This is a genomic window from Arhodomonas sp. AD133 (assembly GCF_051195215.1).
Lineage (GTDB): Bacteria > Pseudomonadota > Gammaproteobacteria > Nitrococcales > Nitrococcaceae > Arhodomonas.
This window is the reverse complement of the sequence record NZ_JBNAZM010000031.1, coordinates 24,332-46,856: the sequence shown is the minus strand read 5'-3', so window position 1 is coordinate 46,856 and position 22,525 is coordinate 24,332. Positions and strand designations below refer to the sequence as shown.

Annotated in this window: 18 protein-coding genes; 7 read left to right on the top strand and 11 right to left on the bottom strand. The window is 66.4% G+C overall.

Features of this window, described 5'->3' with window-relative positions:
* Positions 1-11: 11 nt before the first annotated feature.
* From ACPEES_RS15800 to ACPEES_RS15780, 5 genes are all read right to left on the bottom strand, one after another.
* Positions 12-1,502 (bottom strand): ATP-binding protein, encoded by a 1,491-nt coding sequence (locus ACPEES_RS15800; protein WP_435104510.1) that lies wholly within the window; start codon positions 1,500-1,502, stop codon positions 12-14.
* A gap of 9 nt (positions 1,503-1,511) precedes the next feature.
* Entirely contained in the window at positions 1,512-2,552 is a 1,041-nt protein-coding gene (ruvB, locus tag ACPEES_RS15795) for a Holliday junction branch migration DNA helicase RuvB (RefSeq protein WP_435104509.1), read from the bottom strand.
* 27 nt (positions 2,553-2,579) lie between these two features.
* On the bottom strand, positions 2,580-3,191 hold the full coding sequence (ruvA, locus tag ACPEES_RS15790; RefSeq protein WP_435104508.1) for a Holliday junction branch migration protein RuvA: 612 nt from the start codon (positions 3,189-3,191) through the stop codon (positions 2,580-2,582).
* A gap of 7 nt (positions 3,192-3,198) precedes the next feature.
* Entirely contained in the window at positions 3,199-3,720 is a 522-nt protein-coding gene (gene ruvC / locus ACPEES_RS15785) for a crossover junction endodeoxyribonuclease RuvC (RefSeq protein WP_435104507.1), read from the bottom strand.
* A 154-nt stretch (positions 3,721-3,874) separates the two neighbouring features.
* Positions 3,875-4,618, bottom strand: coding sequence for a YebC/PmpR family DNA-binding transcriptional regulator (locus ACPEES_RS15780; protein ID WP_435104506.1), 744 nt, complete (start codon positions 4,616-4,618; stop codon positions 3,875-3,877).
* 176 nt (positions 4,619-4,794) lie between these two features.
* On the opposite strand from ACPEES_RS15780, the gene ACPEES_RS15775 reads away from it, so the two are divergent.
* Positions 4,795-6,039, top strand: coding sequence for an HDOD domain-containing protein (locus ACPEES_RS15775; RefSeq protein ID WP_435104505.1), 1,245 nt, complete (start codon positions 4,795-4,797; stop codon positions 6,037-6,039).
* A gap of 9 nt (positions 6,040-6,048) precedes the next feature.
* On the opposite strand, the gene ACPEES_RS15770 is transcribed toward ACPEES_RS15775, so the two are convergent.
* On the bottom strand, positions 6,049-7,770 hold the full coding sequence (locus tag ACPEES_RS15770) for an AMP-binding protein (protein WP_435104504.1): 1,722 nt from the start codon (positions 7,768-7,770) through the stop codon (positions 6,049-6,051).
* A gap of 192 nt (positions 7,771-7,962) precedes the next feature.
* On the opposite strand from ACPEES_RS15770, the gene pabB reads away from it, so the two are divergent.
* The 5 genes from pabB (at position 7,963) to ACPEES_RS15745 (ending at position 12,879) form a co-directional block, all read left to right on the top strand.
* Complete coding sequence (gene pabB / locus ACPEES_RS15765) at positions 7,963-9,279, top strand: aminodeoxychorismate synthase component I (protein WP_435104502.1); 1,317 nt, start codon at positions 7,963-7,965, stop codon at positions 9,277-9,279.
* Positions 9,280-9,618: 339 nt separating this feature from the next.
* On the top strand, positions 9,619-10,800 hold the full coding sequence (locus tag ACPEES_RS15760) for an acetyl-CoA C-acetyltransferase (RefSeq protein ID WP_435104501.1): 1,182 nt from the start codon (positions 9,619-9,621) through the stop codon (positions 10,798-10,800).
* Positions 10,801-10,865: 65 nt separating this feature from the next.
* Positions 10,866-11,366, top strand: a complete 501-nt coding sequence (phaR, locus tag ACPEES_RS15755) for a polyhydroxyalkanoate synthesis repressor PhaR (protein ID WP_435104500.1) — start codon at positions 10,866-10,868, stop codon at positions 11,364-11,366.
* A gap of 140 nt (positions 11,367-11,506) precedes the next feature.
* Positions 11,507-12,253 carry an acetoacetyl-CoA reductase gene (gene phbB / locus ACPEES_RS15750; protein ID WP_435104499.1) on the top strand — a complete coding sequence of 249 codons (747 nt, stop codon included), beginning with the start codon at positions 11,507-11,509 and terminating at the stop codon, positions 12,251-12,253.
* 236 nt (positions 12,254-12,489) lie between these two features.
* On the top strand, positions 12,490-12,879 hold the full coding sequence (locus tag ACPEES_RS15745) for a hypothetical protein (RefSeq protein ID WP_435104498.1): 390 nt from the start codon (positions 12,490-12,492) through the stop codon (positions 12,877-12,879).
* A gap of 311 nt (positions 12,880-13,190) precedes the next feature.
* On the opposite strand, the gene ACPEES_RS15740 is transcribed toward ACPEES_RS15745, so the two are convergent.
* Genes ACPEES_RS15740 through ACPEES_RS15730 form a run of 3 tightly spaced genes read right to left on the bottom strand, consistent with a single transcriptional unit; the run spans position 13,191 to position 16,432 of the window.
* Positions 13,191-14,186 (bottom strand): alpha/beta fold hydrolase, encoded by a 996-nt coding sequence (locus tag ACPEES_RS15740; protein WP_435104497.1) that lies wholly within the window; start codon positions 14,184-14,186, stop codon positions 13,191-13,193.
* Positions 14,187-14,188: 2 nt separating this feature from the next.
* Positions 14,189-14,917, bottom strand: coding sequence for a poly(R)-hydroxyalkanoic acid synthase subunit PhaE (locus ACPEES_RS15735; protein WP_435104496.1), 729 nt, complete (start codon positions 14,915-14,917; stop codon positions 14,189-14,191).
* 60 nt (positions 14,918-14,977) lie between these two features.
* Positions 14,978-16,432 carry a M48 family metalloprotease gene (locus tag ACPEES_RS15730; RefSeq protein ID WP_435104495.1) on the bottom strand — a complete coding sequence of 485 codons (1,455 nt, stop codon included), beginning with the start codon at positions 16,430-16,432 and terminating at the stop codon, positions 14,978-14,980.
* Positions 16,433-16,681: 249 nt separating this feature from the next.
* Here ACPEES_RS15730 and ACPEES_RS15725 point away from each other — a divergent pair, with 249 nt between their 5' ends.
* Positions 16,682-17,764 carry an AI-2E family transporter gene (locus ACPEES_RS15725; RefSeq protein ID WP_435104494.1) on the top strand — a complete coding sequence of 361 codons (1,083 nt, stop codon included), beginning with the start codon at positions 16,682-16,684 and terminating at the stop codon, positions 17,762-17,764.
* Positions 17,765-17,973: 209 nt separating this feature from the next.
* On the opposite strand, the gene ACPEES_RS15720 is transcribed toward ACPEES_RS15725, so the two are convergent.
* The gene (locus ACPEES_RS15720; RefSeq protein ID WP_435104493.1) at positions 17,974-21,060 is read right to left on the bottom strand and encodes an efflux RND transporter permease subunit; all 3,087 of its coding nucleotides are present in this window, start codon (positions 21,058-21,060) and stop codon (positions 17,974-17,976) included.
* On the bottom strand, positions 21,057-22,163 hold the full coding sequence (locus ACPEES_RS15715) for an efflux RND transporter periplasmic adaptor subunit (protein WP_435104492.1): 1,107 nt from the start codon (positions 22,161-22,163) through the stop codon (positions 21,057-21,059). Before ACPEES_RS15715 ends, ACPEES_RS15720 begins: the two co-directional genes overlap by 4 nt.
* Between the last annotated feature and the right edge of the window lie 362 nt (positions 22,164-22,525).

The window sequence follows — 22,525 nt, the reverse complement described above, 5'->3', positions numbered from 1 at the left end:
TGGCGCGGTCCTCAGGCGGATCGCGTCGTTGGTGTCGTGGTGACGCTCTCACGGGGTCGCACCTCGTCGTGGCGACGCGGCAGCGTGATGCGGAAGTGTGCACCGTGGCTGTCCTCGTCCGTGAGCAGCTCGATATCGCCGTGATGGGCGAGCACGTACTCCCGGGTGATGGAAAGCCCCAGACCGGAGCCTTTTACGTAGCCCTCGGGCTGGCGATCACCCTGGAAGAATGCGTCGAAGATCTTGGCCCGTTCGCCCGCCGGGATGCCGGGCCCCTCATCTGCGACCTCGAGCACCACGGCTTCGTTCCGTTCTTCGACGCGGACGCTAAGGGTGCCGCCCTTCGGAGAGAATTTCACGGAATTGGATATCAAATTGTCGACTACCGTTTCCAGTTTCTCGGCGTCGCCCTCCAGGCGGCCGCGTTGCAGGTCGCGTCGGAGTTTCACCCTCCGTGCGCGAATCGCGGCCTTGTGGCGTGCGAGAACGGCGGTGACGATCTGCTCCAGGGAAACGGTGCGGACATTGAGCTGCGGCGTGCGATTTTGTGTGCGGGAGAAGTCGAGAAGGTCCTCGATGAGGTCCTGCAGGCGGCGACCGCTGTCGTGGAGAATCGCTGAGATCTCGCGCTGCTCGTCGTTGAGCGGGCCGACGATCTCGTCACTCAGCAGCTGACTCGATTCCCGGATCGAGGTCAACGGCGTCTTGAGCTCGTGGGAGACGTGGCGGAGGAAGCGCGTCTTCTGATTCTCGAGTTCCACCAGACGCTGGCGCAGCCAGTCCAGTCGCTCGCCCAGAACCTCCAGATCCCGGGGGCCGGATACCTGCACTGGGGCGTCGAACTGCTCGTCGCCGAGCCGGCGAATGGCGCCTTCGACCTCGCGGATGGGACGGGAGATGAGCACCGTGAAGATGCCCGCCGAGATCAGCGTTAGCGGCAGCAGGGCGGCGCCCATCCAGAACAGCCAGCGTTGCGCCATGGCGCCGAGGCGCTGCATGCGGGCGACCTCGCGGTCAATGACGTCGTTGCTGCGTGCGCGCACCCCGTCGGCGAGCTCGCCGAGGCCGATGAAGCGCTCCGCGACGGCTTCCTGGTCCAGGCCTTCGGCGGGCTGCTCGGCGGTGAGTGATTCGAACAGCTCTGCCTCCTCGGTCTCGAGGGTCTCCAGCAGGCGCTGCTGGTCCACGGTGGCGGCGATCTGGCGCAGGCGCAGCACATTGTCCTGGAGTTGTTCGTGGGCATCCCGGTAGACGTCGAGCAGGCCGGCATCATCGAGGACCAGGTACTGCCGTGCGGCCCGTTCCAGGCGGGTGAGCACGTCGTCCAGGTTGCTGGAGAGCTGGATCGCGCGCGCGGCGTCGTAGACCGTCGTCTGCGCCTGCTCGGAAAGCCGGTCCACATAGACACCGGCGTAGCCCAAGGCGACGAACAGCGGCAGGATCACCACGCCGAAGCCGAAGAGTATGAGAGAGAGCAGCGAGCGTGGGCGAAGCGGGCGCACGGTGGCCCCCTACGATTCGTCGAAGAGGTCGCCGGGCAGCTCCCCCCGGGGCGGCGGGTTGAAGCCGCAGTGGCGCCAGGCGCTGCGTGTGGCCATGCGGCCGCGGGGGGTGCGCTGGAGAAAGCCCTGCTGGATGAGGTAGGGCTCGATCACGTCCTCGATGGTGCCGCGTTCCTCGCCGATGGCCGCGGCCAGGTTGTCGAGTCCCACCGGGCCACCGTCGAATTTCTCGATGATGGCGGCGAGCAGCCGGCGGTCCTGGACGTCGAAGCCGTTGGTGTCCACCTCGAGCAATGACAGCGCCGCCTCGGCGACCTCGCCGGTGATGCGGCCGTCGGCCTTGACCTCGGCGTAGTCGCGGACCCGGCGAAGCAGACGGTTGGCGATGCGTGGCGTGCCGCGGGAGCGTCGCGCGATTTCCGTGGCGCCGGCCGGATCGATGGCGAGCGCCAGCAGCTCGGCGGAGCGGTGCACGATGGCAGTGAGATCCTCGACACTGTAGTACTCCAGGCGCTGGACGATGCCGAAGCGGTCGCGCAGTGGCGAGGTGAGCAGCCCCGCACGGGTGGTGGCGCCCACCAGGGTGAATGGTGGCAGGTCCAGCTTGATCGAGCGCGCCGCCGGTCCCTCGCCGATGAGGATGTCGATCTTGAAATCCTCCATCGCCGGATAGAGCACCTCTTCGACCACTGGCGCGAGACGGTGGATCTCGTCGACGAACAGCACGTCGTGGGGTTCGAGGTTGGTGAGCAGCGCTGCCAGGTCCCCGGGCTTGTCCAGAACCGGGCCGGAGGTCTGGCGCAGGTTCACGCCGAGTTCGTGGGCGAGAATGTGCGCGAGCGTGGTCTTGCCGAGCCCGGGCGGGCCGAATATGAGGGTATGGTCCAGGGCTTCGGCGCGGCCGCGTGCGGCGCAGACGAAGATCTCCATCTGCTCGCGCACCTTGGGCTGGCCGGCGTAGTCGGCGAGCCGGCGCGGGCGAATCGCGCGATCGACGGCCTCGTCCTCGGCGGATGCAGTGGAGCTGATGACGCGGTCGGCCTCAATCATGGGGTCGTCTGCCTGGGGCCTGTTGTCCTATCCCGAGCGTACCGCGCGGCGCAGCGCTTCACGGATGAGCGCCTCGCTGTCGCGCCCGTCGGTGTCGATACCTTTGATCAGACGGCTTGCCTCGGCGGGCTTGTAGCCAAGCGCGATCAGCGCACTCACGGCCTCGCCGCTGGCGTCTGCCGGTGGCGCCGTGTCACCGCCGTTGACGGGCGCGGGCGCCGACGTCGCAGCGCCGAGCTCGCCGAGGCGGTCGGCCATTTCCATGACCAGTCGCTCGGCGGTCTTCTTGCCGACGCCGGGCAGACGGGTGAGGGCGTTGATGTCCCGCCCCTCCACACAGCGTACGAAATCTTCGGCGGGCATGCCGGAGAGCAGCGCGAGGGCGAGTTTGGGGCCAACGCCGGAGACACGGATGAGGTTGCGGAACAGTCGCCGCTCGGACTCGGTGCGAAAGGCGTAGAGCACGTGTGCGTCCTCGCGCACGGCCAGATGGGTGCGCAGCACCACGTCCTCGCCCACCGGCGGCAGCTCGTAGAAAACCGACATGGGTGCTTCGAGCTCGTAACCCACGCCGTGTACGTCAACAAGCAGCGTGGGTGGCTGTTTTTCGACAATGGTGCCCTGCAGGCGTCCGATCATGCCTTCGTTACTCCCAGCCGCCGCCGGTGAGGCGGCCGGCGAGGCGGTCGCGATGAATGTGGCACAGCGCCACGCCGAGGGCGTCGGAGGCGTCCTCGCGCAGGCGGCCTTTGAGGCCCAGCAGCGTGCGCACCATATACTGTACCTGCTCCTTGCCGGCCGCGCCGTTCCCGGTGATCGCCTGCTTGACCATGGAGGCGGTGTATTCGGCGAGCGGTAGCCCTCGGCCGACGCACGCGCAGATCGCCGCGCCGCGCGCCTGGCCCAGCTTGAGCGCGGAGTCCGGATTGTGCCGTACGAACACCTGTTCGATGGCGCACTCCGCCGGTCCGTAGCTTTCCACCACCTCACCGAGCTGCTCGAAGATCGCGCGCAGCCGTTCCGGGAAACTTCGTCCCTCAACCCGGATAACGCCGCTCGCCACGTAGGCGAGCCGGCGCGTGTCGGTGTCCACCACGCCGAAGCCGGTGACGCGCGATCCCGGGTCGATGCCCAGCACCCGGCGCGGTGCCGGGTCGTTAGCCCGCATATGTCACCGACACCCGGTCCGGCGACCGCCGCCGGGCCGGGTAGCGTGGCCGAACACACAGCCTGGCACGCTGGCCTGCACCGGAGCGGGCGCGACGCACCACGATCCGCCGATCTCGGAGCGATTCGCTGAGATATGCGGGCTGGTCGCCAACTCAGGCCTCTTCGTAAGCCGATTCCTGAATGTCGGCGTTGGTGTAGACGTGCTGCACGTCGTCGAGATCTTCCAGCCGCTCGATCAGCCGCAGGGTCTTGCGGCCGTCCTCGTCGCCGACCTCGACGGTGGTTTCCGGGCGCATGGTGACCTCGGCATCCGCCGGCTCCAGGTCGGCGGCGACGAGCGCGTCCTTGACGTTGTGATAGTCCTCGGGCGTGGTCAGCACTTCGAGGGAGCCGTCCTCGTTGTTGACGATGTCCTCCGCACCGGACTCCAGGGCGACCTCGATGATGCGGTCTTCATCACTCTCCGGCGGGAAGAGGATGACGCCACGCTGCTGGAAGAGATAGGCCACGCAGCCGTCGGTGCCCAGGTTGCCGCCGTGCTTGGAGAAGGCATGGCGGACCTCGCTGACCGTGCGGTTGCGGTTGTCGGTCATGCAGTCGACCATGATGGCCACGCCCGCGGGGCCGTAGCCCTCGAATCGCGGCTCTTCGTAGTTGGCGGTCTCGTCGGTGCCGGCGCCGCGCTTGATCGCGCGCTCGATGTTGTCCTTGGGCATGTTGACCGCAAGCGCACGGTCGACCGCCAGGCGCAGCCGGGGGTTGGTGTCCGGATCGGGGCCGCCCATGCGCGCCGCGACGGTGATCTCACGAATCGCCTTGGTGAAGATCTTGCCGCGCTTGGCGTCCTGTGCCTTTTTGCGGTGCTGGATATTGGCCCACTTGCTGTGTCCTGCCATGATCCTCCCCGGAATGGTTGATCGCTGTGACATGATACCGGCCGCCGCGCGCCGGCGGCTGGCATAATCGCCATAGATTAGCATGCCGTCCCGGCAGGCTGCCCACTGCCGCCCGTGGGGCTCGGGTACGTGTCAGTGGTGGTGAGAGGCGGCAACGGAAACCGGATAAGGACGCTATGAGCACTGAGGTATCAGCCGATTGGCTTGAGGGGGTGGCGCCGCTGCGCGAGCTCGACCGTGGCAAGCTGGAAGCGCTTGCCGCCGAGGCGGAGATCGAGACTTATCCGCCGCGAACGCTGATCTTCCGGCGCGGCGAGCGCGATGAGTGGACACGCTACGTGCTCTCCGGCGAGGTGGTGCTGGTGGAGGCACCGGGCGAGTCCGGGCGGAGTGTCGTCGGTTTGGGCGATGCCGGCGTAGCCGAGGAGCCCCTGGGTATGGGGGGTACCCATACGCTCAATGCCCTTGCGCGCACGGAGGTGCGCCTGATCCGCCTGGCCACCGCGCGCATCGAAGAACTGCTGGCCGCTGCCGATCAGCCACCGGACTACGAGGTGGGGGAGCTCGGCGGCACGGACGAATCCGAGCAGCTCTACACGGGCCTGATCAGCGATCTCCTCCAGGATCGCTTGAGCCTGCCGAGCATGCCCGATATCGCCGTGAAAGTGCGTTCCGCCGTGGCCGATCCCGACGTGGGGGCGCCGGAAGTGGCCCGTATCATCCAGGCCGATCCGGCGGTGGCCGCGAAAGTGCTGCAGGTGGCCAACAGCGCGCTCTACGGCGGGCAGAACACGGTGGACAGCCTCAACGTGGCGGTGGTCCGCCTGGGGCTGCGCAATGTGCGAGAGATCGTCACCGCGGTGACCATGCGCGAGGTTTTCCGCTGCCCCAATCCGCTGCTCAACAAGCGCATGGTGGAGCTGTGGATGCACAGCACGCTGGTGGCGGCGACAGCGGCGGTGCTGGCCCGGCGTCTCGGCGGGTTCGACGCCGACCGGGCGCTGCTCGCCGGGCTGGTGCACGATATTGGCGTGGTGCCCATGCTCGCGCACGCTGCCGACTACGCTGGCCTCGCCAACGACCCGCAACGCCTGGAGGCCGCCATTGCGGCGCACCGTGCGGATGTCGGCAGCATGATCCTGCGGCGCTGGAACTTTTCCGACGAGATGATCGACGTGGTACTGGCGGCGGAGCAGTGGTCGCGAGACCACGACGGTCCCGCGGACTATGCCGACCTCGTCGTCGCCGCACAGCTTCAGTGCCTCGCCGGCAGCGCCGAGTCCGAGGGCCTGCCGACGCTCGCCGAGCTGCCGGTATTCGCGCGCCTCGGCCTTGACCGGCTCGGCGCCGGGTCCGAGGAGACGCTGCTGGAGGAGGCGCGGGGCGAAATCGCCGAGGTTCAGCGCCTGCTCATGGGGTGAGTGGCAGCCTTATTGGCTGCCTGCCGCCTCGCGTCGGAGATCCTTGCGCAGGATCTTGCCCACGGGCGATTTCGGCAGCTCCTCGCGGAAGATCACCTCCTTGGGCACCTTGTAGCCGGTGAGCTCTCGCCGCGCCCACTCGATGACGGCCTCTTCGGTGAGCGCCGGGTCGCGGCTGACCACATAGGCGCGCACGCGCTCGTTGCCTTCCGCGTCGGCGATGCCCACCACGGCGACCTCGTTGACGTCCGGGTGCGTGTTGAGGACGTCTTCCACCTCGTTCGGATACACGTTGAAGCCGCTGACGTCGATCATGTCTTTCTTGCGGTCGACGATCGCGAGATAGCCGCGTTCGTCCATGCGTGCCACGTCCCCGGTGTGGAACCAGCCGCCGCGCATTGCCTCGGCGGTTTCCTCCGGTCGGTTCCAGTAGCCACGCATCACCTGCGGGCCGCGGACGGCCAGCTCCCCAGCCTCGCCCGGGGCCACGTCGTTGTCTTCCTCGTCGACCAGGCGGATTTCGGTACCTGGTACGGGGATGCCGATCGTACCCAGGCGGACCTCGCCCGCCGGCGGGTTCACCGACACCACCGGTGAAGTCTCCGACAGGCCGTAACCTTCGCAGATGGGGCTACCCACGACCTGCCGCCACTCTTCGGCGACGCTGCGATGAAGGGCTGTGCCGCCGGAGATGCTCATGTCGATGGAACGCGGCGGCCGTGCGCGGAACCACTCCTCGCGCAGCAGCCCCTGGAATAGCGCGTTGACGGCGGAGAACTTGGTCACCTCGAAGCGCTCGAACGCCTTTCGCAGGTTCGACGGCGGCCGCGGCGAGGGACAGAGGATGTTGCGGCAGCCGGTGGCGTAGAAGGCCATCATGTTAAAGGTGAAGGCGAAGATGTGATAAAGGGGTAGAGCGGTCAGGACCACGTCTCGCCCGGGGTTGAGCACAGGGCCGGCGAGAGCCAGGATCTGCGAGACATTCGCCATCAGGTTCCCGTGGGTGAGCTCCGCGCCCTTGGCCACGCCGGTGGTGCCGCCGGTGTACTGCAGCACCGCGGTATCGTCGCTACTGCGGGCCGGATCGCCGGCAAGCCGCAGCGCGCGGCCGCTACGGCGCCCGCGGGCGACGGCCTCCGCCAGCGGGGTCACGGTCATCGGCGGCGTGGGGATCTCGCGACGCAGGTGTTTGAGCACAGTGCGAACGAGGGTTCCCTTCACCCATGGGAAGAAATCGGCGACGCTCAGCGTCACCACCCGCTCGACGCCGGTCTGCGTGAGCGCCTCGGTGAGCTTGTCCGCGAACATGTCGATGATCACCAGTACCCGGGCGCCGGAGTCACGGAGCTGGTGATTCATTTCATGGGCGGTGTATAGCGGGTTGACGTTGACCAGCACCGCTGCGGCTTTGAATATGCCGAAGGCGCACACCGGAAACGCAAGGCAATTGGGCGTCTGCAGAGCCACGCGGTCGCCGTCGCGGATACCGGCCTCATCCCGCAGCCAGGCGGCGAAGGCGTCCGAGGCCTGATCCACCTCGTCATAGCTCAGGTCGGCACTCATGCCGTTGTCGAGACACACGGTGAACGCAGTGGCATTGCCGTGCTCCCGGGCGCTGCGGCGTACCAGGCCGGCGAGGTTGGCGTCGGGCAGTGGTTGGAAGGTCGTGGGAACACCTTCGCCGTATTCGTTCCGCCACGGCTGAGCGTCGGGTTGCGTGTGCAGGCTCATCGATCCTCTCCCCCTTGGAAACGAGCTGCCCCCGCGGGGCGTTCGGGTCTCGCGCCCGTGTTACCGGCCCGTGCCTGTTGCCGGTCGCTATGCCCCCGGGGACGTCACCGGTGATGGACAGTGGTCGCCCGTGGCCGACGCGCCGCGTATCCTCATGACGCTTGATGGCAGGCCGACACGTCCTCGGAATTCATGCACCATACGCTACCGTATCCTAACGACCCGGCACAATTCTTCTCCGCCTTCGCAGCATACTGGCCCGGCGCGGTGTGGTTGGACAGTGGCGGTGTCGCGGGAACGCGCTACGACATCGTCGCGGGGGCACCGCGGGGCTGGCTGACCCTGACTGCCGGCGAGGCCTGGTGGCGGCCGGCGGGTGGCGTTGCGTGGCGCCTGCCCGAGACCCCGATGGCGGCGGTGCGCTCCGCCCTCGACAAGGCGCCGTGCGGCCCGGCGCCGTTCGCGAGCGGGCTTATCGGCTATTTCGGCTATGATCTGGGGCGGCGCCTGGCGGGTCTGTCCGCTCCTGAGGACGAGCCCGAAGCCGTGCTCGCCCGGTACGACTGGGCCATCGTGCTCGATCACGTCGAGCGTGCCGCCTGGCTGGCCGGACCGCAGGCGGAACCCGCGCTGGCCGCGGATATCGCCGCAGTGATGGGGACGCCGGCTCCGGTGCGGCACTGGCGGGTGGGCCCGATCGAAGTCGATCTTGCGGCCGGTGATTACGGCGAGGCCTTCCGTCGTGTGCAGGATTATCTGCACGCCGGTGATTGCTACCAGATCAATCTCGCCCGGCGGTTCGCGGCACCTTTTGAAGGCGATCCGCTGGGAGCGTGGCTCGCGCTTCGCCGTCACAGTCCCGGCGGATACGGTGCCTACCTGGACCTGCCCGGGCGGCCGGTGCTCAGCGTCTCGCCCGAGCGTTTCCTGTGGCTGCGCGAGGGGCGTGTCAGTACCCGGCCAATCAAGGGGACACGGGCGCGGGAGGCGGACCCCGTGCGTGACCGCGCGGTTGCCGAGGCGCTCGCATCGAGCCCCAAGGACCGCGCGGAGAATCTGATGATCGTCGATCTTCTGCGCAACGACCTCGGCCGCGTGTGCCGGATCGGTAGCGTGCGCGTGCCGGATCTCTTCACGGTGGAGCGATTCGCCACCGTACACCACCTCGTCAGTACGGTGACCGGCGAGCTTCCGCCCGGGCGTGACGCCGTGGATCTCGTCGCCGCGTGCCTGCCGGGGGGGTCGATCACCGGCGCTCCCAAGTACCGAGCGATGCAGATCATCGACGAGCTCGAGCCCAGTGCCCGCGGCGTCTACTGTGGGGCGATCGGCTACCTCGGTGATGACGGTGCTATGGACACGAATATCGCCATTCGCACTGCGGTGGTGCGTGACGGGGTTATCGAGTACCGCGCCGGCGGCGGGCTGGTGGCGGATTCCGAGGAAATCGCCGAGCGCGAAGAGACCGAGGCAAAGGCCGCAGCGTTCTTCCGGCTCGTCGGTGGTTGACCGGCGCGCTGGCGCGGTACTTGGCACGTGTGTGAGCACGTCTGTCGCCGGGCTTTTGTGCAGGGCGGCATCGCACGCATGCGGCTGTTATGATCGCTAGGGAAGCGCTGAACAATTCGCGCGAGCCTCGGGTCGGTCAATGCGTTTGCAGCTGAAAAGCGCGCTGATCGGCCCCTGAGCGCAGCAACTGTGTACTCGGCTTGAACGGAACCGGCTCCGCTCCAACCGAGGCCCGGGCTGAGCCGGCGCCCTGCTATGAAGCGCAGAGGCACACGGGAATTGTTCAGCGTTTCCCTGGATGGCGAGGAACACGGGCAACCCGATACGGAGGGGTTAGCGATGCAAGATGTGGTGATCGTAGCAGCAGGGCGCAGCGCCGTCGGTTCCTTCGGGGGGGCGTTGGCACAGCTCTCGGCCGTGGACCTGGGCGCGCAGGTGCTGCGAGGAGTGCTCGAGCGTGCCGGCGTCGATGCCGAGCAGATTGACGAGGTGATTTTCGGGCAGGTGCTCACGGCGGCCGCCGGACAGAATCCGGCACGGCAATCCGCCATTCGCGCGGGGCTACCGGTGACCTGTCCGGCAATGACCATCAACAAGGTCTGCGGCAGCGGGTTGAAGGCGACCCATCTGGCTTCCCAGGCGATCCGTCTGGAAGACGCGAGTGCGATTCTCGCCGGTGGCCAGGAGAGCATGAGCACGGCCCCGCACGCGTTGCCACGCTCGCGCACTGGTCAGCGCATGGGTGACTGGAAGCTCGAAGATACGATGATCAAGGACGGTCTCTGGGATGCCTTCAACGAATACCACATGGGCGTTACCGCGGAGAACCTCGCCGACAAGTACGGCATCTCCCGTGCTGAGCAGGACGAATTCGCGGCGCGCTCGCAGCAGCGCGCCGAAGCCGCGCAGAAGGCCGGACGTTTTCGTGACGAAATCATTCCCGTGGAGGTGCCGCAGCGCAAGGGCGACCCCGTGCGTTTCGAGGAGGACGAGTTTCCCAAGCACGGTACCACTGCCGAGGGCCTTGGTAAGCTCCGCCCGGCCTTCAAAGGCGACGGTAGCGTAACCGCGGGTAACGCATCCGGCATCAACGACGGCGCCGCGGCGGTGCTGATGATGTCTGATGCCCGTGCCCGCGAGCTCGGCCTCACTCCGCTCGCGCGGGTGCGTGCGTATGCCAATGCCGGCGTCGACCCGGCAGTAATGGGCTCGGGCCCCGTGCCGGCGACTCGCCGTTGCCTCGAACGGGCCGGCTGGTCGGTCGACGAGCTCGAGCTCGTCGAGGCGAACGAGGCATTCGCATCACAGGCGCTTGCGGTCAGCCGCGAGCTCGGTTGGGATATGGACCGGGTGAACGTCAATGGTGGGGCTATCGCGCTGGGCCATCCCATCGGGGCGTCCGGCGCTCGCATCCTGGTCTCGCTGCTCTACGAGATGCAGCGCCGTGATGCCCGCAAAGGGCTCGCGACCCTGTGCATCGGTGGTGGCCAGGGCGTGGCGTTGGCGGTAGAGCGCGCGTAGGCGCGACATTCAGGTTGCCGCACCCGCTGATGGGTGCGGCATACGACAGCGTTGAGAGAGGGCCAATGTCCGAGACCCGGATCATCAAGAAATATCCGAACCGTCGGCTCTATGACACGGCGATCAGCAGCTACATCACGCTCGCCGACGTCAAACGTCTAGTGCTCGACGGCGTGGATTTCGAAGTGGTGGACGCCAAGACGAAGGCGGACCTCACCCGCAGCATTCTGCTGCAGATCATCAGTGAGGAGGAGGAGGGCGGCGAGCCCATTTTCTCGAGCGATCTGCTTGCCCAGATCATCCGCTCCTACGGCGGCAACATGCAGAACCTGCTCACCAGCTATCTCGAGAAGAGCATGGAGATGTGGGGCGAGCAGCAGCGTGTGTTCCAGGAGCGCACCCGTGACTTCATGGGCGGTGATCCCATGGAGATGTTCAACCAGATCACCGAGCGCAATCTCGCGATGTGGCAGGCGATGAGCGGATTGAGCGAGCGCCGTGGCCGCAGTCGCAATGACAAGGGCGACGACGGTGACGGTGGCAAGGAAGACGGCGGTGATCGTTGAAGCGGTCGCAGTTCCGGGCCGTCGTTCTTGACACCCCACGGTAGCCCCCCTAATCTCAGCAACAGCCGATGCTGCGGCGCACAACATTGCCCGCGCGGCAGCCGCTCGGCATTCAGCTATCGCGTGAAGGGGGCTCCACCATGAATGATCGCCTGGCGCTCGTCACCGGCGGCAACGGCGGTATCGGTACGGAGATCTGCAAGGCGCTGGTTTCCACCGGCTATCGCGTCGTGACCACTTGCGTCGACCCGGAAGCGGAGGATATCGGCGGCTGGCAGGCGAGCCTGCGTGAGTCAGGTTATGAGGTGGACTGGGTCGCTTGCGATGTTTCCGATTTCGAGGCGTGCGCGACCATGGCCGCGCAGGTGGTCGAAGAACTCGGTGCCGTCGATGTGCTTGTCAACGCCGCGGGCATAACGCGGGACACATTTCTGCACAAGATGGCTCCGGAGGATTGGTCCTCGGTGCTGCGAGTCAACCTCGACAGCGTGTTCAACGTCTCCCGGCAGTTCATTCCGTCCATGCGTGACCGCGGTTTCGGGCGGGTAGTGAACATCGCCTCCGTCAATGGGCAGACCGGGCAGTTCGGACAGACCAACTACTCCGCAGCGAAGGCGGGCATCCACGGATTCACGATGGCGCTTGCAAAGGAGAGCGCGCCCAAGGGCGTGACCGTGAATACGGTGTCGCCGGGCTACGTGCGTACTTCCATGACGGCGGCCATTCCCGAGGAGATCCGCCAGGGCATCATCGATCAGGTACCCGCCGGGCGTATGGCAGAACCCGAGGAGATTGCCCGCGTGGTGGCGTTCCTGGCTGCCGACGAGTCCGCCTACATCAACGGCGCCAACATACCGGTCAACGGCGCGTTATTCTGCAGTTTCTAGGCAAACGGTTCGTGCGCGCGCCTCCTCGGCGCGTGCACGAGGCCTGACGTCAGCTGTCCCGGCACCGTATTGCAGCACTGACCTGTCGACAATACTTGTCGACAGGCACAGTAAGTGCAACTCCCTATCCGAATGGCTGGTGGCGCGGATATCTCCCACTGATCGATGCGCGCACAGTGGCACCCAAGACCAAAGGGTCGGCCACTCACAGTACAAGCGCGACGGGAGATAAAGCCATGCGGACCAGGTACCTTCTCATCAGTGTGATCACCGGCCTCGGGATTGCCGGCAGCGCGGTTGCCGGCGGACCCGGGACTTTCGAGATGCTGCGTGACGGCACCGAGCGCAATGAGCTCGTTTACCATGCCAGTCCTGGTGGTTCCGGGGCGCCGACGGTTGAGCGTATCGCCGCCACGGAGGGCAAGGGCGCTTATGCAGCCCTGATCGCCGGCCTGGATCGGAACGAGGCCGTGACCGAGCGCGTAATACTTGGCGGCAGCGACATCGAGGCGACGGCGACTCCCGCCGAGGCCGAGTTTGCTCGTATGGCGGTAAGTCCCGCGAACGCTGGTTTCGAGCGCGCGCGCCGAGGCCTGGAGTTCAACGAGACAGGCAGTGCGTTCTAGCGTCTCCGAACACGAGTCCGGCCAATTCAGCCCGGGACGATGATCGGCTGCCGCGGGCGGTCGATCATCGTTGCATCACCGCTGCGACGCGGGGCCAGATGATCCGTTGCCGGCTGACTGCGGGGGGTATGGAGAAAAAAACGGGAGACCGCAGCCTCCCTTTCAGGTACCAAGACACTCCTTTCAACTTCGCTGTTTTTGCTTGGGGCGAACCCTCAGCGGGCCGGAGCGTCTTGTATTCGAGTCGTCATCACGACGATCGGATTGCTCGCCATTGTAGCGGCTTGCCTGCGTATGGCAAGGGCGCCGTGTCAATCCTGCGCGTTGAGCCACTGTGTCATCGTGGGGTAGAGCATGCTATGGGCACTCCGGCTGACGAAAACGCCCAGGTGGCCGCCGGGGAGGATGTGCTCCTGGTAGGCGCCGCGCACATGGCCGCGGAGAGCGCGGGCGGCCGCCGGCGGTACCAGGTGATCGGCTTCGGCAGCGACGTTGAAAACCGGCAAATTCAGTCGGTCCAGGCGCGCGCGGTGCTCACGCAGGTTCAGCGTGCCGTGGATCAGGGCATTGTCCCGATACAGCGCCCGAATGAATTCGACGAAAGCCACCAGGGCCTGATCGGGGCCGCCGTACATCCAGCGTTCCATGCGCAGGAATTCCCCCAGCGCAGTGTCATTGCCCTCGAGCTGTGGCAGCTGGCGGTAGCGATCGAGCAGCAGCGGGAACGGGCGTAGCGACGCAAAGGCCCAGTTGAGCTCGCTGGCGCGCACGTTGCGCTCACCTGCCTCTACAGCGGCCAAGTTCACGCGGGCGGCGATCCGGCTGAGGGCGTCATCGGCGGTGGCACCGTCCACCGGGGTGGCGAGCGCAATGAAGCTCGCTGCGGCGTCCGGATACATGCCCAGATAGCAAAGCGCCAGATACCCGCCCTGGCAGACCCCCGCGACGTGAGCTGTCTGCCCGCTGTGCCGGTGAACCCGGGCGAGGGCGTCGCCGACTCCCTCGAACACGTAGTCCGCCAGGCCGCGAAAGCGATCCATGGGCGTGGGATCGCGCCAGTCGAGCAGGTATACCGGGCGGCTGTCGCGCAAGGCGGTGATGACCGAGCGTCTTGGTGACAGATCGAGCAGTTCCGGCCGGTTGACCAGCGAATAGATGATGAGCAGGGGCCGGCCGTCGCCGCCGGCGTAGCGACGGAGACGGTACAGGGGCGTGTCGGCGACGACTTCGTAGGGCTGGGCCAGGGTGGTGTCGAGCCCCCGTTCGCGTGCGTCAGCCAGGATTTGCGCCGGAGAGCGAGGGGCCACGTTCACTCTCCGGTTGGAATAGTGGCCATGCGGGCCTCGAGAGCTCGCTGGCGGCGCTCCATCGCGGCCAGGCGATCCTGGGCGTCGCTGAGCTCGGCGCGGCTGGGCAGGCCCAGAGCGGGGGCCAGCTCGTCGACCATCCGCGTGAGTGCCGTACGCACTTCGGCGACACCCGCCAGAAAGCCCCCGAGGTGCTCGGCGAGGTCGCCCTCGGTCAGGGCTGCCTCGTAGCGGGCCTCGACGCAGGCGGACCACAGCGGAAGCCAGTCTTTGCCATCGGCCGGCTCGTCCTGGTGTGTCAGCTTGTCGGCCAGGTCCTCGAGGCCGTCGGCGAGCACATCGGCGAGCGCGGCGGCAAGGCCCAGCCCCGCCTGTTGCCAGTGGTGCAATGCGGTTTCCAGTGCCGCGCCGCGTGCCTGCCAGTCCCCGGCCGGGCCGATGCCTCCCTCACTGCCATCGCCGAGCAGGGCGCCCAAGGGGGCGAGTTGCGACAGAACCTGGCGCCAAGCCCCCGGGTCGGGCAGCGTTTCGGGCAACTGTTCGCGCCAGCGGCGCACGGCGGCAGCGCTTTCGCGTGCGGCGGCAGGGGATTCCGCGACAGGGTGTTGAAGATAGTCCCGGAGCGTGGCCAGCGGCGAAGTGCCATCGGCATCGCCGAGCCCCCACAAGCGTGAGAGCGTATCGAGCCAGCGCTCGATTTCGGTCTGCCACTGATCTGCTCCGGCCTGCATGCGCGTGATTCGCCTCACCTCATGGCTAGGGCGTCAGTGTATCATCGGGACACTTGTCTCCTAATTACTTTCGGCATCCCGCTGCGCTTCGAGCTCGGCGCGCCAGCGCTCCCGCAGGGCCTGCGCCCGGGAGCGCTGGTAGCCGTCCGCCACCGCCCCGTAGAGCACCTGGTCGAGTTGTCGCAGCGCGCCGCGAAGATCCCCTCGGGCAGCATAGAATCGCCCCATGGCGATCGCCGCGCCGGCTTGATCGCCCGCGGCATCATCCGTGCGGGCCTGAAGATGCAACAGCGGGGCCGACCAGGGGTGAGTCTCGGTCGCTCGTTCCACGGCGTGGACGGCAGCCTGGTGGTCGCCGGCGGCAGTAAGCGCTTCCACGTAACGGTACTGCAGGGCGTAATCGTCGGGGAAAAGCGAGAGCCCTTCCTTAACCGTCGCCACGGCCTGATCGGCACGGTCTGCCGCGAGTGCCAGCTCCGCCGCCGCGGCGTAGTAGGCGGCACGCGCCTCGTCGTTGGCGCGGACCCGCTCGAGTGCTTCACGGGCGTCGTCCAGCCGTCCCTGGCGCGTAAGTGCCACCGCCAGGCCGTAACGGGCGGCGGCGCCCGCATTCTCGTCTTCAATCCAGCCCGCGAGACGCCGTACGGCGGCTTCGCCGGTGGGAGCGGTGAGCGCGGCGAGCCGTGCGCGCATGAGCGCGAATCCGGGGCTTTCGAACACCTCGCCGCTGCCGGTGAATGTCTCCGCGCGGCTGCGGCTGTCGGCGATACGCGCCTCGGTCAACGGGTGGGTGCTGAGGAATGGCGGTGGTTCCGCGGAGTAGCGACTCGCCTCGAGCAGGCGCGTGAAAAATGCCGGCATACCCATGGGATCGAAACCCGCCTCGCTGAGCAATTTAAGTCCGAGGTTGTCGGCTTCGCGCTCATGGTCGCGGGAGTACGCGAGCTGGCTCTGCGCTCCGCTCGCCATGCCCGACATGGCCGCAGCGCTGCCCGCCTCGGGCGCCTGCGTGCTCAGGAGGATGCCGGCGAGAATCAACGCGACCGTGCGCACCGACGTCTGCTTCGCGGCAAGGACACGACGGGCGAGGTGGCGCTGACTGACATGGACCATCTCGTGGGCGAGTACCGACGCGAGCTCGCTCTCGCTGCGCGCGGCAAGGACGAGTCCGCTGTGCACGCCGATGTAGCCGCCGGGCATCGCGAATGCGTTGAGACGCTCGTTGTTGATCAGAAAGAACCGGAAGGCGTTCGCCGGGAGCTCGGAGTAGCCGGCGAGCCGGGTACCCAGATCGTGCAGGTAGGCGATGACCGCCGGATCGTCGACCAGGTCGGCTTCCCGGCGCACCTCGCGCATCATTCGCTCGCCGATGCGCTGCTCTTCGCTCGGGGTCATGACCCGGTCGGCCGGATCGCCCATCTCCGGGAGGCTGAGGTCGAGTATCGCTGCGGTCGCCGGGCCGATGGGAGTGAAAGCGAAGACAAGTATCAGACCCGTTGCGATCAATCGTGACATGGCGCCGGTCGGCTGTTGTGTGTGATCCTGTGACCTCGCGAGAACGCGCAGCGTTCCGCGATCGTGCGTTCCTGCCGCCTGTCTGGCGGTCAGCTTCCAGTATACCTGTGCAGGCTCTCCCCTACGCGGGCTATCATCGCCGAACGTGACCGGTAGCGGGGGCAGACCGGTGACGGCCCGGGTGCGTGCCGCCGCGGCCGCCGTTCGTCCCGCCAACGGCTGTGTGTACATCACCACGGATTCGAGGGTATGCAGATCATTCGCGCCTGGCTACAGCGTCATCTCAACGATCCCCAGGTGGTGGCGCTGACGCTCGTGCTCCTGACCGGCTTGGGCGTTGTCGTGTTTTTCGGCGACATGCTGGCGCCGGTGTTCGCGAGTCTCGTCGTCGCCTACCTGCTCGAAGGGGTGGTCCAGAAACTCGAACGCTGGTTGCCGCGAGGCTTGGCGGTATTCGTGGTCTTCGCGTTGTTCATTGCCGGTTTCGTGCTGGTGCTCTTTGCCCTGGTGCCAACGCTCACGCAGCAGGTGGTTCAGCTCGTGGAAAACCTGCCCGACATGCTCGACCGTGGGCAGGCGGCGTTGCTCCAGCTGCCGGAGCGTTACCCCGATTTCTTCTCGCGGGACCAGGTGATCTCCATCCTGGCCGCCATTCGCCAGGAGTCCGTCGGCCTCGGGCGCGCGGTGGTCTCCTCGATCTCCGTCGCCTCGGTGGTCCGGCTGTTCACCCTTGTGGTGTACGCGATCCTCGTGCCATTGCTGGTGTTCTTCTTTCTCAAGGACAAGGCGCAGTTGCTGCACTGGCTCGGTCAGTATCTTCCCCGCCACCGTAGCCTCGCGCACACCGTGTGGCAGGAGGTGGATGCGCAGATCGGCAATTACGTGCGCGGCAAGTTCGTGGAGATCTTCATCGTCGGCAGTGTCTCGTACATCACGTTCCTGGTGCTGGGCCTGGACTTCGCCGCGCTGCTCGCGGTGGTCGTAGGCCTGTCGGTGATCATCCCGTACATCGGTGCCACGGTGGTCACCGTGCCCATCGCCGTGGTCGCGTACTTCCAGTTCGGCCCGAGTGGCGAGTTCGTCTGGGTAATGGCGGCATACGGCGTGATCCAGGCGCTGGACGGCAATGTCCTGGTACCCCTGTTGTTCTCCGAGGTCGTGAATCTTCACCCGGTGGCGATCATCGTCGCGATTCTGGTTTTCGGCGGTATTTGGGGCTTCTGGGGCATTTTCTTCGCCATCCCCCTCGCCACGCTGATCAAGGCGACCATCAAGGCCTGGCCGCGCTCGGCGGGAGAGGCGCTGGAGGAGCATGTCGCGGGGGAGGAGTGAGGCGGCGCTGCCGCGGGTGGATGGTTGCAGGTGGCGATTTGAAAGGGCTGCGGGTGTAGTAGCGTCACTCGGGGAACCCCCGTAGCCTCTGCTTGCCGCTTGCCGCTTGCCGCTTGCCGCTTGCCGCTTGCCGCTTGCCGCTTGCCCCCTGAAACGAACAACGCCCGCCGGGTTGGCGGGCGCTGTCCGTGCTGGGCCCGACGGGCCGTTCAGACCCCGGCTTCCACCGCCTCCGGATCGTCCGGGCGCTCCTCCTCGGTGACCTTCGTTTTGCTGTGATCGCGTGCCAGCAGCAGGTAGAACGCCGGCAGTACGAACAGGGTGAACAGCGTGCCGATACCGAGGCCGGTGGCGATGGTCAGGCCGATGGCGAACCGGCTGACCGCGCCAGGTCCGCTGGCGGTGAGCAGCGGAACCATGGCGACGATGAGCGCCACGGACGTCATGATGATCGGCCGCAGGCGAATCGCCCCCGCCTCCAGCACCGCATCCAGCTTGGATAGCCCTTTCTCGATCTGCTGCTGGTTGGCGAACTCCACGATCAGGATGCCGTTTTTCGCGACCACGCCGATCAGCGTAATCAGTCCGACCTGCGTATAGATGTTCATGGTCGCGAAGCCGAGGGTGATGAACGCCATTGCCCCGGCGATGGACATGGGCACGGACACCAGGATGATCAGCGGATCCCGCCAGCTCTCGAACTGCGCGGCCAGCACCAGATAGATCACCAGCAGTGACATGAAGAAAGTAATGACGAGCGCCGAGCCCTGCTGCTTGAACTGCCGTGACTGTCCCGTGTAGTCATAGCCGTAGCCGCGCGGGAACAGCTCCGCGGCCTGTTCTTCCAGGTAGCCGAGCGCACTGCCCATGGTCACGCCCGGTGTCATGACGCCCTGTAGCGTGATGGAGTTGAGCTGCTGGAACTGTGTTCGCTTGGACGGTTCCACGCTCTGTTCGAACGACACCAGTGTGGACAGCGGCACCAGATCGCCGGTATCCGCGCGGATGTAGTAGTCGGCGAGCATCTCCTCGTTCAGACGGTGGCTGCGTTCCACCTGCGGGATCACCTTGTAGCTCCGGCCGTCCATGCTGAAGCGGTTGACATAGCTTCCGCTCAACATGCCACCGAGATTCTGCCCGATTTCCTGCATGCTGATGCCCAGATCGCCGGCGCGGTTGCGGTTGACGACCACCGACGTGGTCGGCCGGTCGAAATCCACCGATTTCTGCAGGAACATGAAGTTGCCGCTGCCCATCGCGCGCCCGAGGAGCTCGTCGGCGATCTGGTTCATCTCCTCGTAGCTCGCACCGGAGGTCATCACGAACTGCACGGGCAGGCCGCCACTGGCGCCGGGCAGCGCCGGGGGCGGAAACGCGCTGATCTGGAAGCCGGACACCTTGTTCAGCGCCTGTTGGAGCTGGTCCTTCGCCTCGAACTGCGAGATCTCGCGGTTGCCGAAGCTCTTCATCTTGAAGCCGCCGAAGACGGTGTTCGCTTCTGCGCCGCCGAGGATCATGAAGCTCTCGTGGTACCCGGGCACGGTCTCCATCTTCGCCTGCACGTCCTTGGAGTACGTGGTCAGGTAGTCGATGGTGGCCGTGCGCGGCGCGGTCGCCTGGAAGAAGAGAATGCCCTGGTCCTCGGTGGGGGCGAGCTCTTGCTGCGACATCATGAACATGAAGTAGATCGAGCCGAGGATCGCCACCGCGAAGACCACGGTCACCGAGACCGTCTCCAGCGACCGCGCGAGCAACGCCCGGTAGCCGCGGGCGAGGCCGTTGAATACCCGCTCGACGAGGCGCTCGAAGCGCCCGGGCTGGCCGTGGGACTTGAGCACCTTGCCCGAGAGCATCGGGGAGAGCGTCAGTGCCACCACGCCGGAGACGAGTACCGCGCCGGCCAGCGTGAAGGCGAACTCGGTGAATAGCGTCCCCACCAGTCCGCCCATGAAGCCGATCGGTGCGTAGACCGCTACCAGCGTCGTCGTCATGGCGATGATTGGCAGGGCGAGCTCGCGTGCGCCCTGAAGTGCAGCGCGGAAGCGGTCTTCTCCCGCCTCGATGTGGCGGTGGACGTTCTCCACCACGATGATGGCGTCGTCCACGACCAGGCCGATGGCGAGCACCATCGATAGCAGCGTGAGCAGGTTCAGCGAGAAGCCCATCGCGAGCATGAGAAAGCCCGCACCGATGAGCGACAGCGGCACCGCGATGGCGGGAACGATCGCCGCGCGCATGGAGCCCAGGCTCAGGTAGATCACCAGCAGCACGATGACTACCGCCTCGGCAATGGTCTTGTAGACCTCGTCGATGGAGTCCTCGATAAACTCCGAGGCGTCGTAGGGCAGGACGACGTTCATGCCCTCCGGGAGCTGCGAGCGGATGTCCTCGACTTTGTCCTGTACGGCCTTGGCGGTGTCCAGCGGGTTGGCGCCCGGTGCCTGCTCGATGGCCATGAATACCGCAGGGCGGCCCTTGTACCAGGCTTCGGTGTCGTAGTTCTCCGCGTCCAGCTCGGTGCGGGCGATGTCGTCGAGGCGGACGAGGGTGCCGCCGTCACTGCGTACCACCAGGTCGCGGAAGTTCCCGGGCTCGCTTACGTCCGTGGTGGCGGTGAGGGTGATCGCGGTGTATTGCCCCTTGGTCTGGCCGACGCCGGCGAGATAGTTGTTCGCGCGCAGGACACCCGCCACGTCACTGGCCGTTACCCCCAGCGAGGCCATACGTTGGGGATCGAGCCAGATCCGCATGGCGAAGGGCTTGCCGAAAAGCCGTGCTTTGGCGACACCGGGCAGGGCCTGGAGCTGCGGTTGTGTCACACGGATCAGGTAGTCGGTGACCTGGGGCACGCTCATGCTGTCGCTGTAGAAGGCGAGGTAGATCAGTGCCGTGGAGTCGCCCGTGGACGACTCGATGACCGGATCCTCGGCGGCTTCGGGGAGCACGTTGCGCTGACTGGCCACCTTCGCCTGGATCTCCGCCACGGCCGCGTTGGGGTCGTAGTTGAGCTCCATGTGGGCCTCGATGGTGGAGGAGCCCTGGGCGCTGGTGGCGGTCAGGTAGTCGATGCCGTCCGCTTCGGCGATGGCCTGTTGCAGCGGCGTGGTGACGAAGCCTTTGACGAGCTCCGAGCTCGCCCCGGGATAGGCGGTGGTCACCGTCACTACCGTATTCTCGAGCTCCGGGTACTGACGGACCTCCAGCAGGCCGAGCGAGCGTGCGCCGATCAGCAGGATCAGCAGGCTCACCACCGTCGCCAGGACGGGGCGGCGCACGAAGATATCCGTGAACCTCATTGCTCGGCGACCTCCCCGTCGAGCGAGACGCCGTTGTCGACTGTCACGCGCTGGCCGTCGCGTAGTTTGACCAGGCCGGCGCTCACCACCCGGTCACCGCTGACGAGCCCCTCGGTGACTTCGATGTGTCCATTGCGGGTGATGCCGGTGGTAACCGAGCGACGCTCGGCGACGAGGTCTCCGGCCCCATTCTCGGTGATGGCGAACACAAAGTTCCCGTAGGTATTCGTGGACACCGCTGTACGCGGCACCGTAACCACGTTGCGTTTCTGTGGTTCGAGGGTCGCGACTGAGGCGAACATGCCAGGGCGCAGCGTCCGGTTCTCGTTACGCAGGGTGGCGCGGACGTCGACGGTGCGCGTGCCCTCGTCGACGCCGGAGTCGATGGCCGAGATCTCGCCGCTGAAGGTGCGGTCGGGATAGGCGTCGACATGCACCTCGACCGCTTGGCCCACGGACAGCTCGCTGAACCGCCTCTCCGGCACCGAGTAGTCCACGTAGATCGGGTCGAGGGTGGTCAGCGTGACGATCTTCTGCCCGGGGGAGAGGTATTCCCCCGCGTCCACCCGGCTGATGCCGAGCAGGCCGTCGAACGGCGCGGTGATGGTCATCTTCGCAAGGCGCGCCTGTTGCTCGGCCACCTGCGCTTGCGCGGCCTGGTACTTCGCTTTGGCCTCGTCGAATTGCGACTGCGAAACCGCGCGTTTCGGCAGCAGGTTCGAAGAGCGCTCGAACTGCACGCGGGCGAGCTCGCGATCGGCCACGAGCCCGTCCAGTGCCGCCCGGTCGATGCTGTCGTCCAGGCGTACCAGCGTGTCACCGGCGGAGACCCGGGCGCCGGAGTCGAACTCCAGAGCGCGGACTTTGCCGGCCACTTCGGTGGTGATATCGATGCCGTTCACCGCGGTCAGGCTGCCCACGGCGCGGATGCTAGGTTGCCAGCTCGCCTCGCGTGCGCGGGTGGCGGAGACGGTGGCCGGCGGCTGTGGCTGCGAGAGCTGCGCCGACATCTGCTGGAACTGATAGTACTTCCAGCCGAAGATGCCGCCGAGTACAGCAGCGAGAAAGATCAGAACCAGTATCAGCCGCGTGAACACTTTCATTGGCTTCCATCCCTGAGGTGCGAATACACGTTGGGCGGTCGTTCCGGGGCAGCGGATAGCGCGGAAGATGGGCGCCGGAACCCGGCAGGCATCGGAACATTAGCACCGTAAAAAGTTCAATCTCGAATGAAATGATCGGCAGGATAGCATAGCGCCGCCGCCACGCGCGTGACGCACGCGCGGCACAAACGGCTCATTGTGACTATCAGCGATGAGTCATGGGGACGCAGCGCCAGGAAGGCAAGCGCCGGGGGAGACAGTGCAAAGCACAAAGACACGAAGCGAGAAGACAAAGGCTACCGAGGCCCCTGGAGAACAAGCCCCCGGATCGCCTGTTGACTGCCCTCTCTCGCTTCGTGCCC

Bases quoted from the DNA above. Each gene is read 5' to 3' on its own strand.
- ACPEES_RS15760 (WP_435104501.1), top strand. From the start codon at position 9,619: ATGCAAGATGTGGTGATCGTAGCAGCAGGGCGCAGCGCCGTCGGTTCC.
- ruvB (WP_435104509.1), bottom strand. From the start codon at position 2,552: ATGATTGAGGCCGACCGCGTCATCAGCTCCACTGCATCCGCCGAGGAC.
- ruvA (WP_435104508.1), bottom strand. From the start codon at position 3,191: ATGATCGGACGCCTGCAGGGCACCATTGTCGAAAAACAGCCACCCACG.
- ACPEES_RS15735 (WP_435104496.1), bottom strand. From the start codon at position 14,917: ATGCAGGCCGGAGCAGATCAGTGGCAGACCGAAATCGAGCGCTGGCTC.
- ACPEES_RS15730 (WP_435104495.1), bottom strand. From the start codon at position 16,432: ATGTCACGATTGATCGCAACGGGTCTGATACTTGTCTTCGCTTTCACT.
- ACPEES_RS15780 (WP_435104506.1), bottom strand. From the start codon at position 4,618: ATGGCAGGACACAGCAAGTGGGCCAATATCCAGCACCGCAAAAAGGCA.
- ACPEES_RS15745 (WP_435104498.1), top strand. From the start codon at position 12,490: ATGCGGACCAGGTACCTTCTCATCAGTGTGATCACCGGCCTCGGGATT.
- phbB (WP_435104499.1), top strand. From the start codon at position 11,507: ATGAATGATCGCCTGGCGCTCGTCACCGGCGGCAACGGCGGTATCGGT.
- ruvC (WP_435104507.1), bottom strand. From the start codon at position 3,720: ATGCGGGCTAACGACCCGGCACCGCGCCGGGTGCTGGGCATCGACCCG.
- pabB (WP_435104502.1), top strand. From the start codon at position 7,963: ATGCACCATACGCTACCGTATCCTAACGACCCGGCACAATTCTTCTCC.
- ACPEES_RS15725 (WP_435104494.1), top strand. From the start codon at position 16,682: ATGCAGATCATTCGCGCCTGGCTACAGCGTCATCTCAACGATCCCCAG.
- ACPEES_RS15775 (WP_435104505.1), top strand. From the start codon at position 4,795: ATGAGCACTGAGGTATCAGCCGATTGGCTTGAGGGGGTGGCGCCGCTG.
- ACPEES_RS15720 (WP_435104493.1), bottom strand. From the start codon at position 21,060: ATGAGGTTCACGGATATCTTCGTGCGCCGCCCCGTCCTGGCGACGGTG.
- phaR (WP_435104500.1), top strand. From the start codon at position 10,866: ATGTCCGAGACCCGGATCATCAAGAAATATCCGAACCGTCGGCTCTAT.
- ACPEES_RS15770 (WP_435104504.1), bottom strand. From the start codon at position 7,770: ATGAGCCTGCACACGCAACCCGACGCTCAGCCGTGGCGGAACGAATAC.
- ACPEES_RS15715 (WP_435104492.1), bottom strand. From the start codon at position 22,163: ATGAAAGTGTTCACGCGGCTGATACTGGTTCTGATCTTTCTCGCTGCT.